Raw genomic sequence first — 18,613 nt, 5'->3', positions numbered from 1 at the left:
CCGCTGCCGGTTGCTTACACCCAGCCCTAAAAATGGAGCTTTGACCTGAAAGATGGCCAAAAAAAACTCCCCCGTTGAGGGAGAGCGGTCGTGGTCTTCCTCAAGACTCAAAAAATATGGCATATGTACCCTGACCTACATGGGCGCCGATGACCGGGCCTATTTCTCCGACTATCAGCTCACGCGGCTTGAACCGGGTCAGAATATTCCGCTGCAAATATTCAGCGCTTTCCGGGCTGTTGGCATGACTCAATCCCACCGTTTGTTGAGATAGATCAGCGCCCTGATTCTCCATGATATCCAGTAATTTGCGCATAGCCGATTTATGCCCCCGGGCTTTATTCAAAGGCATGATGTAGCCATCCCGGTCAAAATGTAAAATCGGTTTGATATCGAGAATATTGGCCAGAGTCCCTTTACTGCGGGATATGCGGCCGCCCTTTATAAGGTATTCCATATTCCCCACCGTGAAGAGGCACTGCAGGTGCTGCCGCATCTCCTCCAAGCGCTCCAGTATGGTCTGCAGGTCATGGCCGATTTGGGCCATGCGGGCGGCCTCCAAAACCATCAAACCGCATCCCACTGAGGCTTTGCGCGAGTCGAAGACAGTCAGATTCGGGTTGTCAAGCATTTTCTGAGCTACTTGAGCCCCCTGAAAGGTACCGGATATGCCAGATGAAAAATGAATCGCCAGAACTTGAGATCCATCACTTAATGCCTCTGTATAGACGCGGGTCAATTCTTCCAGGGCAGGCTGGGTTGTGGACGGCAAGATCGGAGACGCCTCCATGAGCCGGTAAAAATCATTGTTGCTGATCTCTCCAGGCTGATAGACCCTTTCGCCAAATCGCACCAGGAGCTGTACTATGCCGATATTAAAATCTTTTATGATCTCTGCAGGGAGATCACAGCAGCTGTCAGCCACAATTCGTATGCCCATATGTTAAACCTCATTGATCTTCATAAACCACGAGATTATTATACATTATATGTATGGGTTGAGCACAGATACTATTTTTTCGCTAATAACTGTTGGTGCTCTTCCATTAAACCCGCAAACGCAGTTTCATCAAGCAAAGTGATTCCTAACTGCTGTGCTTTATCGTATTTGCTGCCGGGGTCCTCTCCCACCACAACATAGTCAGTTTTCTTACTCACGCTGGAAGAAACTCTTCCCCCTAGTTCCTCGATGATTTGCGTAGCCTGGCTGCGAGTGAACGAAACCAGTGAGCCGGTCAGCACAAAACTCTTTCCCAGCAATGGCAGAGGCCCCTGAAGCGGTTTATCCTCGATGATATTTAAGCCGGCGGATTTGAGTTTTTCTACGGTTTGACAGTTGCGCGGCTCGGCAAAAAAACCGGTAACGCTCTCCGCGATCTTCGCTCCAATTTCCGGGATTTGTATTAACTCGGCTTCACTCAAATGATAATACTGGTCCAAATTGCCGTAATGCCTGGTAAGGATTTTGGCGCTCTTGGGGCCGATATGACGAATGCCAAGCGCCGTCAGCAAACGGAACAAGGGCTGCTTTTTGCTCCTTTCAATAGCCTCTATGAGTTTGGCGGCCGATTTGGCCCCCATTCTTTCCAAATCTGCCAGTTGTTCCCCGGTAAGGCTGTAGATATCCTCCACCCGCCGTACCATACCGCGCTCCACCAGCTGTTCAATCACTGCCGGACCCATGCCCTCTATGTCCATAGCATCCCGGGAGGCGAAGAAAATCAGGCTCTCTTTCAAGCGGGCCGGGCAGTTTATATTTTCACAGCGGTAGGCCACTTCTCCTGAAGGCCGCACCACCTGGCTTTCACAGGCCGGGCATTTCAGCGGGGGCGTGACCTTGACTTCGTCCCCTTTTCTCTTTTCGGGAAAGGACTTGATGATTTCGGGAATGATGTCTCCCGCTTTATGAACCAGTACTATATCGCCCTTGCGGATGTCCTTTTCCTCAACCAGGTCAAAATTATGCATGCTGGCCCGGCTTACGGTAGTGCCGGCCAGAGAGACCGCTTCCAAAATGGCCGTGGGGGCTATCACCCCGGTTCGGCCTACATTAACCACTATATCCAGAACCCTGGTCTCTTTCTCCTCGGGGGGAAACTTGTAAGCAATGGCCCAGCGGGGGCTCTTGGCGGTCTGCCCTAATTCTTCCCGCGCAGGCAGGGAATTGAGTTTCACCACTATGCCGTCTATTTCGTAGGGGAGTTCATGGCGCTTTTCGCCGAGTTCTTCGCAATACCTGAAAACCTCACGGATATCGTGGCAAAGGTAATATTCCGGATTAACCGGCAGGCCTTGCTCCTGTATAAAAGCCAGCATATCCTGTTGAGTGCTTAAGGCCGCCCCTTCAGCATAAACCACATCGTAAAAGAACGCCGACAGGGAACGGGAAGCGGTGATCTGCGGGTTCAACTGCCGGAGCGAACCGGCCGCGGCGTTGCGGGGATTGGCGAAGATCCGCTCCCCTATTTCCTCTTTTTCAGCGTTTAACCTGGCGAATTCCCGTTTGGGCATATATACCTCCCCGCGCACCTCCAGGCGGGGCACAGCAGTCTTCAACTTGAGGGGGATGGTCTTAATGGCACGGACATTGGCGCTGACATCCTCTCCCACCAGACCGTTTCCCCGCGTGGCTGCATGCAGGAAAACCCCATTTTCATAAACCACCACCACAGACACCCCGTCGATTTTGAGTTCAGTCATGAAATCGGCCTGGTTAACCAGCCTGAGGACACGTTGATTAAATTGGGCCAAATCCGAAAAGGAAAAAGCATTATCCAGGCTTAGGAGCGGATAGCGATGGGTTATGGTGTTGAATTTATCTAAGACCTCTCCGCCAACCCGCTGGGTGGGGGAGTCCGGGGTTATCAATTGCGGATACTGCGATTCCAAAGCGATAAGTTCTGCCATCAAAGCATCAAACTCGGCGTCACTGATTAAGGGATTGTCGAGCACATAATAATGGTGCTCGTGTTTTCTTATCTCATTGCACAAATCCTTAATACGTGATTTTGGATCGTTCAATATCAAGGCCCCCTAGTATCATCCGATTTTCTCCAGCGGAGCCAGGTCCAGGCGCAGCATGCGCACTCCGGCCCTTTCAAAATCCACCACTGCGATCTGGCCTTCGTCAATAAGAGCAGTGATAATACCCATGCCGAATTTGCGGTGTATAACGGTGTCCCCTGCACCCAATTGTACGGTGATCACTTCTTTATGATGCGGTGATATCATCAATTCCTGCGGTATTTCTTTCAAAAAGCGTGAGGGCGGATTGCTGCGTTCATAGCCGTAGAGCAGCCTGCTCACTGCGTTGGTCAGATACAGTCTTTCCATGGCCCTGGTTATGCCCACATAGCACAGTCTTCGTTCCTCCTGAATGTCCTGGGGGGTCTCGCTGCGGTAAGAAGGAAATACCCCTTCTTCCATGCCCGTCATGAAGACCACCGGAAATTCCAGGCCTTTGGCGCCGTGGAAAGTCATCATGAAAACGGTGTCGGAACGGTTGATTTCGTCAGTATCCTGCACCAGGGCCAGCTGGGCCAGGAACTCCTCCAGGCTTTCGCCTCCCTGGGCCTCAAATTCCACCGCCAGCGAGCGCAGTTCCTGCAGGTTCTCGATGCGGGTTTCAGCGTCCGGAGCATGGCTGTTTTTGAGTTCGTCCAGGTATCCGCTCAGTTCCAGGACCTGGTCGATGATCTCCCTGACCGATACGAATTCATGGGCCAAAGCGGTAAAATACCTCATCATACCATAAAATTCGGTCAGCTTTTCTGCGACCTTGCCGCTGATACCCGGAATAGAACTTACTTTATCCAGCACTTCCATCAAAGAAAGCCCGCTTTCAGCGGCTATGACATGTATCTTTTCCAGGGTCTTTTCTCCAATGCCCCGGCGGGGCACATTGATAATCCGCTCCAGGCTTAAGCGGTCATCATAATTGCAGGCCAGTTTGAGGTAAGCGATGATATCCTTAATCTCTTTGCGCTCGTAGAAACGGCGGGCGCCTACAATCTGATAGGGTATATATTTTTTTAACAAGGCCTCTTCCAGAACCCGGGACTGGGCATGAGTGCGGTAAAAAATCGCGCATTCGCTATAATGCCGCCCTTCGCGGTCCACTAAATCCGAAATAGAATCCGCCACGAAACGGGCTTCCTGAAAACTGTCCCCGGCGCAGAAATAGACCAACTTGCCTCCGCCCTGGTTTTCCGTGAAAAGCTGCTTTTCTTCGCGCTCCTCATTATTTACTATAACAGCATTGGCGGCCTCCAGGATACACTGGCTGGAGCGATAATTCTGCTCCAGTTTTATCACCCGGGCCTCAGGGTAATCGTTCAAGAAGCGCTTGATATTGAAAGGTTCCGCACCCCGCCAGCTATAAATGGATTGATCGGGATCGCCCACCACAAACAGGTTGTGGTGTTTTTGCGCCAAAAGCTTGGCCCATTTATACTGGGCAAAATTGGTGTCCTGATACTCGTCGATCATGATGTGTTTAAACCACTCCTGGTATTTATCCAGAACCTCGGGGTATTCCGTAAAAAGCCGCACGCACAAAACGATCAGATCCTCAAAATCCAAGGCATTGAGCTCTTTTAAGCGGCTCTGGTAAAGGCGGTGGACCCTGAGGTATTTTTCCCGCACCGATTGCGGGGCATGCAGTTTCATAAAAAATGCTTCCGGTTCGCCCAGACTGTTTTTGACCTTCTTGATCTGGTAGAGGATATTCTCGGGCTTATTCTCATAATCGTTTTCTTCTTTTAAGATGTTCTTGATAACAGTCTTGGAGTCGCCTTCATCCATGATAGAGAAATTGGGCTCGTAACCGAGGCGTTTAATATCCATGCGCAAAATGCGGTAACAGGCGGCGTGGAAGGTTTGAATCCATTGGCCGCTAAAATCGGGAAACAGGCGGGCGACCCTGGAACGCATCTCCTGGGCGGCTTTGTTGGTAAAAGTAATGGCCATGATGGACTGCGGCGATGCGCCCCGGTCGATGAGGTTGGCGATCCGGCGGGTCAACACCCTGGTTTTCCCGCTCCCGGCACCGGCCAAAACCATGCATGGCCCTTCTAAATGCAAGACTGCCTCCTGTTGCTGTTTATTCAATTCAGAAATAATCTCCTGGCTCACGGAAAAGCTCCTCTTTTGGCAAAATCCCTTTGGTCAGCGGCCGGTTTAACGGAGTTTTATAAACCGTATTTAACAAATATAACCCTTTTATAATAACACAAGTGAGTCTTTTTATCATGACCCTTCCAGGTCGGGGCTTTCCAGGTTATTGATATAAAACCTTGAAGTACGGCCCGGATATTATTACAATCCTTATAACAACAGTCGATTATCAGTGGGAGGAGAGGTTGGATTTGAAGCCGGGCTTCCGAATTATAGCAACAGCAGCGGTCTTGGCTTGCATCATAGCCGGTTGGGGCCTTTTTTCAAAACAGGATTTTGCTCCAATTACGATACCAATTCCGGTTGAAAAGGGTTTGCCGCCTTCTCCGGTGGAAAGCATCCCGGCAGACCAGTTAAAGACCCCGGACCTCATCCTCCTGGGGGCCAGGGCTGAAGCCGTTAACGGCACGCGTTATGACGCCTCTTATCAGGTGATGAGCTACCCCGGCGGGGACGTCGCCCCTGATAGGGGGGCATGCACCGATGTGGTGATACGCGCCTTTCGCAGGGCCGGTATTGACCTGCAGGCCTTGATTCACCAGGATATGCGGGACCGCTTTTCCGAATACCCGCAGCTATGGGGTTTGAAGGGTCCGGATGCCAATATTGACCACCGCCGCGTCCCCAATCAGATGGCTTATTTCAAGCGCCACGGTCAGACCCTGTCTGTGGAGAATCACAGTGATGAGACACTGTGGCAGTGGGGCGATGTGGTCTATTGGCGCTTTTCCAATGGACTCGAACACTGTGGCATTGTCAGCGACCGCCGCAATGAGGAGGGCATACCCCTGGTGATACACAACGCCAGTGTGTGCAGGGAGGAAGACGCTTTGTTGAGATGGGAGATCATCGGACATTACCGCTATCCCAAGTAATCGAGATCTAAAGGAGTGAAACAAATGGAGACCCTGAACCTGCACGGCCTGGGCCTCAACGAAGCGCTGGAAAAGACCCGCAGCAGCCTGCAATGGTGCATGGATCACGGCGTGGATATACTCGACATCAACCATGGCAAAGGCCACCACAGTGAACGCAACTTTTCCGTGATCAAAACCGAGGTCAGGAAACTTCTCAAGTCCTGGCCGGAAATTAAGGCTTCAGGTTATAAGGTGGTCTATGGTGAATCCGATTTGCCGGTTTGCCTTACTTTTGACGCCGGGCACACGCTGGTTTTGCTCAAAGGGCTGGAGCAGCAATATCTGGGCGGGCAGAAAAAACAGGAGAAAAACCGGCAGATCTATTCAGAAGAGGCCCGCCGGGAGCGCAAAGCGGCCAAAACCCAAAAATCCCGAAAGCGTAAAAGCTACTGAGCCCTATCTTGGCGGAATCGCTAATTTTGCCAAAGTTTAAAGTTCACCCCAACCAGTCTCATGAATGAGTGACCCGCCATTGGGTATATAGTGGGGAAAGAAATATTATAATAACCCAATACATTTTTCGACAACAGTCTAAGATCGGTCAGAGGGCTCAACAGAGCATTGAATCAAGGAGTGAAATGTATAGATTCCGGCTATTAATTCCTTTACAATAAATATTGTAGTCCAATTGTCTATTTTATTTGGTTAAGCAACATACTCTGCTTCTTTGCATATCTTTTGCGGGCGATGAGCTACGAATGATATAGAGAGAGGTTTACGCCCGTTTATCTTAACCTGTTTGTCGGAAGTTAGGAGGGTTTATTTTGTTAGCGAAATATAACGCTAAAATATGTGATCTAGATCACAATACACCCCTGGCAGTCATAGATTCATCCGGTACGATAGTGGCCCGTTACGGCAGTGAGAGTGTCGCCCAGGTTTTAACAGTTGGTTCCAACATCACTGAACTGATTCCTGACCTGGTTTTAGAGAACTTATTCGTAGAAGAGAATCCATTCATTGCCTTTGTCGATCTTTCCCAGTATACCCTTGGAAGCGATCTTGCCGGGGGGTTGCTTATTCTGGTAAATGACAGCTATATACACCGGCAATGTACCGCTTATGCGATGGAAAGAGAAATGTTTCACAGCATTTTGGACAGCCGTTATGAGGGCATGATCTATGTCGATGAGAATCGCATCATCAGATATGTGAATCAGGCCTTTGCCGATTACAACCATACCACTGTGGAAAACATGATCGGACACAAAGTCGATGAATTTTTTCATGATGAAGACCTGGACCGGACTTTAAAGACTCGCACCCTACAACCCCTGGCTTATTCCCGTTTTGGCAACCGCAAATATATTACCTCGCGAAGGCCGGTCTACAAAAAAAACAACTTCGCGGGAGTATTTTCCAAGTACTTGAGCATTGACCCCAAAGATGTGGAAAAGAAATATGGCAGTTCATATATTGATATGATTGCCGGTTTGCAGACCAGGGATATCATGTCCAACGTCTCCCAGACCATTATTGAACTTGATTCATATAAAGATGAGTTCAGCCAGATCCATAAAGCCCGCCGGGGAATCAATAACATCATAGGGAAGAGCTCCATCATAAGCGATCTGAAAGAAAAGGTGCTGCTTATAGCGGATTCGCCTTCAACGGTATTATTGACCGGTGAGAGCGGCACCGGCAAAGAATTATTCGCGCAGGCCATACATTTCCATGGCGGCCGCTTTTCCAAGCCCTTTATAAGAGTCAACTGCGCCGCTATTCCCGAAACCCTCCTGGAATCGGAACTGTTCGGCTATGTGGAAGGGGCCTTTACCGGAGCGCGCAAGGGCGGAAAGATGGGCAAATTTGAGTTGGCCAACGGAGGCACCATATTTTTGGACGAAATCGGGGATATGCCAATGGCGATGCAGGCCAAACTATTGCGGGTGTTGCAGGAGAAAGAAATTGAACGTCTCGGTTCAGAACTTACCATTCCCATTGATGTAAGGGTTATTACCGCCACCAACAAAGACCTGTTAGCATTGGTTAATGAAGGCAGTTTCCGGGAAGACCTCTATTACCGGGTCAATGTCATCAATTTCAATATGCCTCCACTCCGGGAGAGAAAAGAGGACATACCCGAAATAGTTGAATATGGCATGAAAGAAATGAATAAAAACCTTAACTTGTCAGTCTTAAGATTCAGCCCTGAGGTCTTGAATGTATTCATGAATTACGACTGGCCCGGGAACATACGTGAATTAAAAAATGTCATAGAATCGGCGATGAACTTCTGCAAAGGCAGCACCGTTGGCGTGGATGCCCTGCCCAATTTCATGCGTTCATTAATAGAAGATCTCGAAATCCCGGAAAACATACATGAGCTTCAGACCAGGATTGACAGTGCTGAAAAAGAGCAACTGCTGGAAGCAATGAAGCTTTGTAATGGCAACCGCAAAAAGATCGCCCATAGATTGAACGTATCCAAGAGTACGCTTTATCGGTTGATGAAAAAACATGCTTTACTGTAATCAACTCAACTGTGAGCTTAACAAAGGCCTACAGGATTTCCGAGGAAAATCATGTCCAATCGGGCAGGGGGCTACCCATTAATTGAGTAGCCGACTCCGGGTAAAAGGGCTACCCAATTGGTGGCCCAGACCCCCAGAGAACCATACGCGCCGTTCGGTATACGGGGCTCCTCCCAAGTTTACACACGAGCAGACTCGTAATAATTGAAAATTAAAATCCGACCTTCTTCAGTCTCCCGGCAGAGATGGCTTAAAACACGTTCTTTTCCATCCATTTGTGAGTTCGTATCATGATCAACAGAAATAAACCGCCGATAACAAATCCGGCCATTACGTCGCTGAAATAGTGGACATTGAGATAGACCCGGCTGCCCCCAATTAAAAATACGATCAATCCTGCCGCAAGCTGTACGCCCCACCTGGAGCGGCCTTTTAGATAAAGTGAAGCAATGTAAGCCACAAACCCGTAAAATACCAGAGAAAGCATGGCATGACCACTGGGGAAGCTAAATCCCCCGGCATAAACCAGATGCTCGCCCAGGGGGCGAAGGCGCCCGAATAGTGCTTTGAGAAAGGCCATGGACAACCAGGCAGCAGTTAATCCCACATCCAGTATCAAGAACAGGTTCCAGCGTTCATTTAAAAATAGCAATAAGGAAATAAGGGCACAGAGTATAATCAGGGCAGTCGAATTCCCCAATCCGGTTATACAGGTAAAAAGCCCTATCAACTCAGGCTGATGATTGGTGATTGCCCATTGTTGTACAGCCTTATCCCAACTGCCTATATTAACAATAATTTGTTCCAACAGATTCATTCTGAAAATTCCCCTTTATATAAGCTGTTGCTTGACTTATATTAAACTAAAGGAATGCTTATTACGCTCCTGATGATTAATAGTCACCGTAAAGAGATAAAACAATGTTTCAAAATGGTCTGGCAGGGCAGATACTATTTTTATTGATCACTGGTTTCAGCCTCTTGATTGTGGTTATTAACCACCTGTTTAACCGCGAGGACGGATCCTTGCGCTGGGCTGGGCCGCTGTTTTTGTCCCCTTTGCTGGTTTTCATATTCCTCTATCTATATCCGCCTTATGCGACCGCAGAAGCCCTGTTTATCAGTGCTCAGACTGTTGTCATTCTGGGTTTCCTGGTAATTTTTTCTGTTCCCTCCAAGGGGTTTCCCGCGCGAACCTTCATACTGGCAGCATACCTGATGCCTTTTATATTGATCGCATTATCCTGGCTCCCGTACTGGAAAACGCTTCTGCCCGGATTAAACCGTTTTTTGCTTTACTTAAACATGGTACTCCTGATCCCGGCCTTATTTCAATCCAGGAAAGGCTGTAAAAACCTTTCCGCCCTAACTCTGGGCCTGCTTTTTTTGCTGGGGGCGCAGCCCATAGCATTGCAGGGGGATTCACTGTCGAACCGGATAATATATGTTGTTCTGCAAGGACTTAGCCTGGGAAGCTTTTTCCTCTATTTTTATCATAATATCAAGAACGATCTCGACAACCGCGTCAAAGAAGCCAATCGCCGCCTGGCAGAATGGGAGAAATCGGTCAAGTACGAGGTTCTGAAACGAACCATAGATTTTGAACACACCCATCAAAGATTGTTGGATATCAATAAGTTAGATAGTCTTACCAAGTGTTACAATAAAAACGCCATCATGGATGAAATCGAAAAGCTGCTGCAGAGCCAGCAAAATTTCACCATACTGATGGTCGATGTCGATTATTTTAAGGAAATCAACGATACCTTGGGGCACCTGGTGGGAGATCAAATCCTGGCGCAAGTGTCTGCGGTAATACACCAGTCTATCCGCGCAGTTGACAGCATAGGGCGCTATGGCGGGGATGAATTTATGGTAACCCTGCCTAGAACCGGTGTCCGCGATGCCATATATGTAGCCGAACGCATCAGACAAAAGACCGCAGCGCTTCCTGATTTGGACATTACCCTGTCAATTGGAGTAGCCTCTTACCCGGAAGACGGCGATTCAGCCGTTAATTTGATCGAATTCGCAGACAGAGGCCTCTATTTATCCAAGCAACGGGGCCGCAATACGGTTTCTTACGCCGCTGAAATTCAATAACAGCCAAAAGAGGCGTTGGTTTCCCTTGCTAAACCAACGCCGTTTCGATCGAACCCGCCTTTAATATACCATATTGCTTTTCCATGCCGGAAACACATAACCACACCTTTGATCGATCTCCTTTCCAGGGCAAAAACATAATTTGCCACTCTAAATTGCCACTTGATGCCTGGTTCTTTGTATATTATTATGATATCATTTACATATCAGGTATGATTAAATTTAAGGGAGGGTTTTTTTATGATTGAAAAAAGTGCTTGGAAGATCAACGGCTTCTTGGCTCTGTTTGTCGGCATCATATTGATTCCCGTAGCAGTATTAGGTTTTATAAACGAGTCCATTGGGTTGGGAATAATCTCCATACTGGCAGCGATTCTGATCTGCTCTTCTATTATCGTGGTTCAACCTAATCAGGCTCAGGTTATCACCTTTTTCGGCCGCTACATCGGCAGCGTTACTGCCAGCGGTTTTTGGATGATCACCCCCTTTTCTATGCGCACCAAGGTTTCCTTAAGGGTGAGTAACTTTAACAGCAAAACCCTTAAAGTCAATGATGTTCTGGGCAATCCGGTAGAGATCGCGGCAGTGGTGGTTTTCAGGGTTGTTGACACCGCCAAAGCCATCTTTGATGTCACCAATTATGAGCAGTTTGTGGAGATCCAGAGTGAAACCGCACTGCGCCACGTAGCCACTAAATATCCCTATGACAGTTACGGTGAAGAGGGCCTGTCACTGCGCGGCAGCGCTGATGTTGTGGCCGAAGAGTTAACCCGGGAGCTGCGAGAGAGGCTATCCCTGGCGGGGGTCGAAGTCATGGAAGCACGCTTAACCCATCTGGCCTACGCCACCGAAATAGCCAGTGCTATGCTGCAGCGCCAGCAGGCTTCGGCAATACTGGCAGCCCGGCAGATAATCGTCGATGGGGCGGTAGGTATGGTGCAAATGGCTCTATTGCGCCTGGAAGAAGACGGCATATTAGAACTTGATCAAGAGCGCAAAGTGGCAATGATCAATAATCTGCTGGTGGCCATCATTTCTGAGCGGGGTGCGCAGCCTATATTGAATACCAGCACCTTATATTAGAGGCAAGGCCATGGCTAGTATAAAAAAGAGCTTTCCACTGCGTATTGACCCCCACATCTATGCCGCCCTGGAACGGTGGGCACAGGATGAATTGCGCAGCGTAAACGCCCACATCGAGTATATTTTAAGAGATGCCTTGCTCAAGGCAGGACGTCTGCCGAAAGCGGATAATACAGAGAGAAAAGCTGAAGTTGAATAGCTTAGAGAAAATCTATGCCAATATGCGGGCCGGTTCATCCGGTCCTTTTTGACTTTAGCCTCAACCACCAAACCTTTGCCATGACTTTCCACTCACGAATGCAAGTACTCCTATGTAAATAAAACCCTGAGTGCTGTTAACATCTCAATCATGGGTAAAGATGACTCAATAGATGATGATGAAAAAAAGCAGCATGATTTAATAATGATTTCATTGCAGGTAGCCCCGCACGATCAGGCGGTCGTAATGGCCGTCCACCGGACGCAGAGGGGTGCAGGTGGTCAGCGTGATGGCCGGTTCACTGGTGGGATCTACTACGCTCCAGTCCCGGCTGTGGGTAACATAGACACGATCCACACTGTAAATATAATGAGCATTGTCATAGTAGAGTTCGATGGTATCGCCAGGTTTTAATTCGTTCAAATGCAGGAAAGGACTGCCATAGGCATTGCGGTGACCGGCGATGCTTACATTGCCAAGGCTGGGATAGCCGCTTTGGGGATAGAAACCAGGCCCCTTCTTCAGATCTTCTTCCTCAACCCCATAGCCAATCTGCAGTTCAAGTTGCAGGCTGGGAATAAGCAGGCGACCGGAAATCGGCAGGAAGTCCCGGGGCTGGCCTGCCGGGGATGTTGTGGTAGTGGTTTCCGAGGGTAGAGGATTCTGCTCTGCGGGCTGAATGTTGGCAATTGGATGAGCCCATTGGTCGTATATGCTTTGAACGTATGGAAAAGCAAGCAAAAACAAGCCGCCCAGCACCAGCAGGCCGCCCAAACACTTTAAATAAAAATTTCTTCTCTCCTGTTTCATGATCCTGCCAACTCTTCAAATACTGATGAAGCAACCGGTCCTCTTTCATGATCTAATATCTCATATGCCGCTTAAAACAACCAGCCTCAAATTTTGACTTCGGTGTAATAACCATATGCATCCATTCCGATATCAAACTGATCAATGGGTGTACCCAACTGCGTCTGATATGCAATTACATCTCTGAATTCCTCTTCAGTAACAAAACGAGGCTGCCAAAATGTTTTTAAATTATCAGTAAATATTGGATAAAGCCGAATGCACTTTTCGCCTTTTTCCTGAATTCTTAGCTGCAGCAAATAACTATACGGCGGCATCTTTCTCTGTTGGTACTCTCCATTACTGTTAAAGACGCCATTTCCGATGCTATAGAGCACCCATTTACCGTTTATTTGTTGAATTCCCTGCATCAAATGTGCACCATGGCCGATAATCAGATCAGCCCCGCAATCCATAAATGTTTTGGCATAATTCATTTGTTCTTTCAGTATCGGTCCGTAATCCGTGCCCCAATGGGCAACTAAAATGGTAAAGGCTTGAGAGGACTTAGTGCGTTTGTCTTTGGCGATCCTCTCCATCAGCTCGCCGTTCAGGCAAGCTACGCCAGGTTGATTACCCATAGCATATGATTCAAATTCATAATGTGCCGGGCGTCGGTACCAATAGCCGCTATATATGACAATTTCACCATCTCCAATGCTAATTCGCAGTGGTTCGCTGGCATCTCTGCCTGTTAATCCCGCCCCTGCCGATGGAATATCTCCTTCATTGAAGGCCTGGAGGGTTGATTTAAGTCCATGTGAACCATAATCCATGGCGTGGTTATTGCCTAAAGTCACAGCATGAATATGATTGTTCTTTAAAGAACGGATGCTTTCTTGAATCCTCCCGCCTAATACAAATGGCTTGATGCCTTTCAGGGGCGAAGCAGTTAAATCAGTGAGCACGCCTTCAAAATTAGCGATATTCAGACTTCCCTGGGCCAGGAAAGGTTGCAATACTTCAAAAGAATAATCATAGCCATACTTTGTAAGTGCATCTTCTTCTCCTCTTCTTTGGCGTTTGATGGTATAATCCTCCCCGAAATAGGTATCACCAATAAACTGAATAATAGATGGCTGTTCAACCGGGAGGTTGAATCCCCTTCTGATCATCGGATTATCCGCCCTGTCCCCCGTCCCTGCAAGCCGGTCTATGGCTTCGGCAAGCAAGTAATCGCGCTGAAAACTATCCCTGGCGCCACACACTGAGATTACGACTTTTCTTCCCCCTATATAAGTCAAGACAGTTCCTTCCCCATTGCTCGGCCCGAAAAGGAAACCGCCATATATTTTTCCGCTGGCCACCAGGTTGCTGGTGGAATTAAACAACCTGCCTTTGTATTCCACCATAGTTGTGTTGAGGATTTTTGAATATTGGGGAGGCAAAGAAAAGAAATATCTTCCCACTTTGCTCAGATCTGTTACAGTAAAGTACTGCGGTTTAGTTGTAGGCCTGCCGCTGATATTTTCGACGGCACTGGCACTCAAATTCAGCTGCCGGGCCAAATTTTTTAAAGATTTTAAGGCTTCCGAAGTCTTATCCGACATGGTTTCTGCTAATGCCAATGCCACGTCTGGCGAATTCCGGCAGACTAATAAGCTCAACAATGTATAAAGCGATACCTGTTCCCCTTCTTCAAAACCGATTGCGGCAGACGCTTTTGCCTCTCTGGCCGATGAAGAATTTATGGTTACATACTCATTTAATTTCATTTTCCCCCTGGCGATATTCTCCAGCAACAATGCCAGCAGCAACAAACTGCCCAGACCGCGGTTCACTTGAATATGAGTGTTTCCTGCACTTAGAAGCGTCTCTCCGCTTTCCGCATCGACTGCCTGCAGCCCATACCTAGAGTTGGATAAGAGCCCCCTCTTTCCGGGGGTGAATGGCGGCAGCTCATGCTGCCTTTGTATTGCCGACAATAAACTGGATCGAATCTGGCCGAAATCATTGGCCCGGCGAGACCCTTTCAGCAGAACATAATCATCGGGTTCCAGTATGCTGGCCGCATCCCTTGCACAGGTCTTAATGTCAGTATAGAAGCCCGCTACCATTTTTTCCGGTAATTCTTCAACCAAATATCTCATTTCATCTCCATACAGAAATACCAAGTCAGCTCCTGTATCAATCAGAGGTCGGGCCAGTTTTTTGTGGATTGCCCCGGCGCTGTCCCCTAAGTTTACAAGCCTCCCCAAAATACAGATTTTTTTACCCTTATGTTGAGCCGCATTTACTTTAAAGACCTCAAAAGCAGCCAGCATTGAAGCGACTGTTGCATTGTAACTGTCATCGAGTATGTATGCCGTGCCGCCTTTGGGCAATTCTGCGCTGAGTGGTTCCAAAACGGATTCCTTTAAATGAATCGTTTGTAAACGATCCGCCGCCTCAGCGGGATCGATTCCCAGCGCATGCACCGCAGCGAGAGCAGCCAGTGAATTAGAGACCATTCCCCTTCCCAGGGCCGGTAAATGATACCTGATGTGCTGATCGCCAATAACCGCCCTGACCCAGGAACCATCATCCACCGGCCGCCATTCAACCACCCGAAAATCAGCGTCTTCATGAAATCCGTAACTAATTACATTGGCTCCGTAAGCTATAACCTCAGATTTTGCCAGATCGAACTCCGGCATATCACGGTTTAATACCGCTATTCCTCCAGGTTGGATGCCCTGGGCAATACGAGCCTTCATTCTGGCTGTTTCCCGAACCGTCTTCACATTTCCACCGGTTTGTCCCAGAGCAATTTCGGTTACAACCGCAACATGGGGACGAGCAAGTTTACAAATGCCTCCCGAACGCATCCATAATGCAGAAATAGCTACCTCAATTACTATAAAATCGGGCTGTGTAACGCACTTTCCCAAAGTCAGGGCCACACCCGTCCTGGAGTTGTGATTTCCATGGGTAGACTCGACCGTGCCTTTTCCCTTCAGCAGATGCTCAACCATCATCTTGGTGGAAGATTTTCCCGAAGTGCCAGTAATCGCAATGATTTTTCCCGAATATGCATCGCGTGCAGCTAAACCTAACTTTTTGATCACATCATAAGAGTTCTCCACTAGCAGCTGGGGGATGGAGGGATCCAGACCTTTTATATGTCGTTCTACTATGGCACCGACAATTTTGTGCTGATAGTTGGGCAAGTTGGTATGGGTATCGGTCCACTCCGCATAAACCCCCATGTTACCTGTGCCCTGAAGCCATCTATTTTTATCGATGGCAACAAATAAATTACCCTGGCCCACGCAGCCGCTGGACGAAACTGCCAGATTCCAACAGTGCCAATCATCTGTAGGCTCCACGATCCATTTTCCACCAATAATATCGGTCAGCTCGTTTTTAGACCATCCTTTATGCATGGTATCCACTCCTGTAACAAATGCCTTTAAAGAGCACCAGGCTCAAGCGTGCATATTCATCATTCAATTCTGCCCTGCAGGGATAACGATCTGCTTTAAATAACTGCAGTATCCGGAAATGTTGTGCTCGATATCATCGATTCTGGACCGGAAAGAATGATGCCGGATGTAAAAGGCCCATAGTATGTTTTGGGGCGCTTTATAGTACATGGCCACCTCCGGGAAATACAAGCCATTCAACTGATGTTCCACACGATGTTCAATGGCGGCCATCAGTTTCTCTTGATCAAAAGAATCCAACAGTTCCAGGCAGTACTGGTCTGTTTTCATTTTTTCTATCATGCTGTAGGTAGCCATTAATAATTCCAATAAGGTTGGATAGGTGGTTTCCCTGCTTAAGCAAAAGTCCAAAATACCACTGGCATTTTTCAGGTTGAATTCTATGTACTTTTTCTCCGCCCTGTGTTTAAACAGCTCATTGGAGCAATAGCTGAGCCAATGGTCCTTTTGGCGCCAGTACTCGTTGTTGATAAAATATTCAAAGGCTAATTCCACCATATTGAGCCAGCGCTCATTTTTATCTATGTCATACAACCTCATCAAAGCAAAAGCCGCTTCGCCGTTGTAGTATACGGTGCGGAATTTTTCCTTAATGGAAAGATCGGGAAAATTCAAAACATGGACGTAGGATCCCTCTTGTTTATCTTGAAAATAGCTGATGCCCTCAGCCAGCTGCTTCATCAGCTGAACATACCTACGGTCATCGAACACGGCGGTATACTTGGAAAAGGCCAGAATAGCGGTTGCATTGGCACCCAGCTTTATTTCGTTGTCACTGGTACGTTCCACCACGAATGCCCGGGTAACCCCATCTTCACCCTCCAACAACTCTATCCCTTCATTGGCCAAATAATCCAGGGCCAAGATGATGGCCTGCCCTAGTCTTTCATCTTTAGTGATCTCAAATGCTTCAATCATAGAATAAGTGGTGCTGGCATGGCGCAGGGTATTATAACCTGGGATCTCCTTATTAAAACAGGGAAAATACCCATAACGGAACTTGCCTGAATCGTCAACTTGATCAGCCAAATAGCCTGAGGATTTTTCGATTACTGACCGCAGCAAGCCTTCATCAATAACCTCTATGACGCGGCGGCCATTGTTGAGCCAATCATGATTCAGATGGTAGCAATCAGTTCCATCATGGAAAAACCCAGTCGTTGAAAATAACCATACTTTCTTGCAGGAATTTTCATCTAATTCTAATTTAAGCCCCAGTTTATATCTGATATGGGCCATGATATTCTTCCAGGAAATTTGTTTTTTAGGGGATTCTTTATTGCCGTAGATAAATACATTGGCATTGACTTCCTGTTCTAAAAAAGCCAGATTGAACATCTCATCCAGGGCGATGCCTTCTCTGAAATAATTAGTCTTAATGCTGGAAACATACTCGATAAAGGCATCAAATGAATACTCTTGAATATCTTTGACCAGATCCGCTTTTACCCACAAAGGCTGCAGATTCAGCTTTTTCACTTTTTTATTCATGTTATTTACTGCATTTTTCCAGCTCGATTCAATGGAATTGCCGATGCCATTACATACGTAGGCACGCGACTTGCCATCACTAAAAGACAGAAAAACAATATACCTCGGATCTTTATCAAAATGTAATTTCATATTACCTGTTACTGCTTCTGCCTGCCCAAGGATCCTCTGTTTCAGTTGATCAAGCCTGGCTTTCAGAGCAATAGCTTCGGGGTTATTAAAATGCATGGAAAATATTCCTTTCTGCCTTTATTTTATTTATCGCCTCGGAAGCAGCATGAATTAAGTTCTTTTCTTCAGCAACTTCTGGCCCCCCGGGCAATAAAACAGGGTTCACCAAAACAGAGCCTGATTCTATTATAAAGAATCAGGCTCCGTTGATAAATCCGCTATGATCCGATCTTAAGCAGATAACTATTCTTTCTTATTGGTGTTTCTTCTTAATCCCAGCCCGGCTAGAAGCATCCCCAGTCCGGCCAAAGACAGCAGACTGCCTGCAGCACCTGTTTTCGGCAACTCTCCAACGGGATCCACGTCCCCTAAGGGTACTTCCTCATCCGGTATATCAACATCCCCATCGATATCAGCGTCGGCATCGGCGTCTGCGTCTGCGTCACTGTCAGAGTCACTATCGGAATCGGAGTCGCTGTCGGAGTCAGAATCACTATCAGAGTCTGAATCGCTGTCGGAGTCTGAATCACTGTCGGAGTCTGAATCACTATCGGAATCTGAATCACTATCGGAATCTGAATCACTATCGGAATCCGAGTCACTGTCAGAATCTGAGTCGGCATCGGCATCGGCATCCGCGTCAGCGTCTGCATCGGCGTCTGCGTCGGCATCGGCGTCTGCATCGGCATCGGCGTCAGCATCAGCGTCGGCATCGGCATCGGCGTC

At 47.8% G+C, this 18,613-nt stretch carries 14 protein-coding genes; 6 read left to right on the top strand and 8 right to left on the bottom strand.

Annotated elements, in window-relative coordinates; all coding sequences use genetic code 11:
- Positions 1-100: 100 nt before the first annotated feature.
- The 3 genes from B2633_RS14870 to B2633_RS14860 form a co-directional block, all read right to left on the bottom strand.
- On the bottom strand, positions 101-940 hold the full coding sequence (locus B2633_RS14870) for a DegV family protein (protein WP_483171499.1): 840 nt from the start codon (positions 938-940) through the stop codon (positions 101-103).
- Between the two features lie 71 nt (positions 941-1,011).
- Entirely contained in the window at positions 1,012-3,021 is a 2,010-nt protein-coding gene (ligA, locus tag B2633_RS14865; protein WP_483171498.1) for an NAD-dependent DNA ligase LigA, read from the bottom strand.
- A gap of 18 nt (positions 3,022-3,039) precedes the next feature.
- Positions 3,040-5,133, bottom strand: coding sequence for an ATP-dependent helicase (locus B2633_RS14860; protein WP_483171497.1), 2,094 nt, complete (start codon positions 5,131-5,133; stop codon positions 3,040-3,042).
- A gap of 233 nt (positions 5,134-5,366) precedes the next feature.
- Here B2633_RS14860 and B2633_RS14855 point away from each other — a divergent pair, with 233 nt between their 5' ends.
- From B2633_RS14855 to B2633_RS14845, 3 genes are all read left to right on the top strand, one after another.
- Complete coding sequence (locus tag B2633_RS14855; protein ID WP_483171496.1) at positions 5,367-6,050, top strand: DUF1287 domain-containing protein; 684 nt, start codon at positions 5,367-5,369, stop codon at positions 6,048-6,050.
- Between the two features lie 24 nt (positions 6,051-6,074).
- Positions 6,075-6,485, top strand: coding sequence for a Smr/MutS family protein (locus B2633_RS14850; protein ID WP_483171495.1), 411 nt, complete (start codon positions 6,075-6,077; stop codon positions 6,483-6,485).
- 371 nt (positions 6,486-6,856) lie between these two features.
- A complete protein-coding gene (locus tag B2633_RS14845) occupies positions 6,857-8,566 on the top strand; it encodes a sigma-54 interaction domain-containing protein (protein WP_483171494.1) in 1,710 nt (569 codons plus the stop codon).
- A gap of 250 nt (positions 8,567-8,816) precedes the next feature.
- Here B2633_RS14845 and B2633_RS14840 read toward each other — a convergent pair whose 3' ends face one another.
- Positions 8,817-9,383, bottom strand: a complete 567-nt coding sequence (locus B2633_RS14840; RefSeq protein ID WP_483171493.1) for a phosphatase PAP2 family protein — start codon at positions 9,381-9,383, stop codon at positions 8,817-8,819.
- A 104-nt stretch (positions 9,384-9,487) separates the two neighbouring features.
- Between B2633_RS14840 and B2633_RS14835 the strand changes: the two genes are divergently transcribed.
- The 3 genes from B2633_RS14835 (at position 9,488) to B2633_RS14825 (ending at position 11,951) form a co-directional block, all read left to right on the top strand.
- Positions 9,488-10,669, top strand: coding sequence for a GGDEF domain-containing protein (locus B2633_RS14835; RefSeq protein ID WP_483171492.1), 1,182 nt, complete (start codon positions 9,488-9,490; stop codon positions 10,667-10,669).
- Between the two features lie 240 nt (positions 10,670-10,909).
- The gene (locus B2633_RS14830) at positions 10,910-11,752 is read left to right on the top strand and encodes an SPFH domain-containing protein (protein WP_483171491.1); all 843 of its coding nucleotides are present in this window, start codon (positions 10,910-10,912) and stop codon (positions 11,750-11,752) included.
- 10 nt (positions 11,753-11,762) lie between these two features.
- Complete coding sequence (locus B2633_RS14825) at positions 11,763-11,951, top strand: type II toxin-antitoxin system antitoxin (RefSeq protein ID WP_481040912.1); 189 nt, start codon at positions 11,763-11,765, stop codon at positions 11,949-11,951.
- Positions 11,952-12,161: 210 nt separating this feature from the next.
- Here B2633_RS14825 and B2633_RS14820 read toward each other — a convergent pair whose 3' ends face one another.
- The 4 genes from B2633_RS14820 to B2633_RS14805 form a co-directional block, all read right to left on the bottom strand.
- Positions 12,162-12,761: a sortase gene (locus tag B2633_RS14820; RefSeq protein WP_483171490.1), complete on the bottom strand. Its 600-nt coding sequence runs from the start codon at positions 12,759-12,761 to the stop codon at positions 12,162-12,164.
- A gap of 86 nt (positions 12,762-12,847) precedes the next feature.
- Positions 12,848-16,165, bottom strand: a complete 3,318-nt coding sequence (locus tag B2633_RS14815) for a CapA family protein (protein ID WP_483171489.1) — start codon at positions 16,163-16,165, stop codon at positions 12,848-12,850.
- Positions 16,166-16,228: 63 nt separating this feature from the next.
- The gene (locus tag B2633_RS14810) at positions 16,229-17,716 is read right to left on the bottom strand and encodes an AGE family epimerase/isomerase (protein ID WP_483171488.1); all 1,488 of its coding nucleotides are present in this window, start codon (positions 17,714-17,716) and stop codon (positions 16,229-16,231) included.
- Positions 17,717-18,130: 414 nt separating this feature from the next.
- The coding region (locus B2633_RS14805) for an LPXTG cell wall anchor domain-containing protein (protein WP_483171487.1) at positions 18,131-18,613 on the bottom strand (483 nt) is incomplete at its 5' end.

The organism is Syntrophomonas sp. UBA1041 (assembly GCF_002316705.1).
Lineage (GTDB): Bacteria > Bacillota > Syntrophomonadia > Syntrophomonadales > Syntrophomonadaceae > DTU019.
This window is presented reverse-complemented; position numbering and strand designations above follow the sequence as displayed.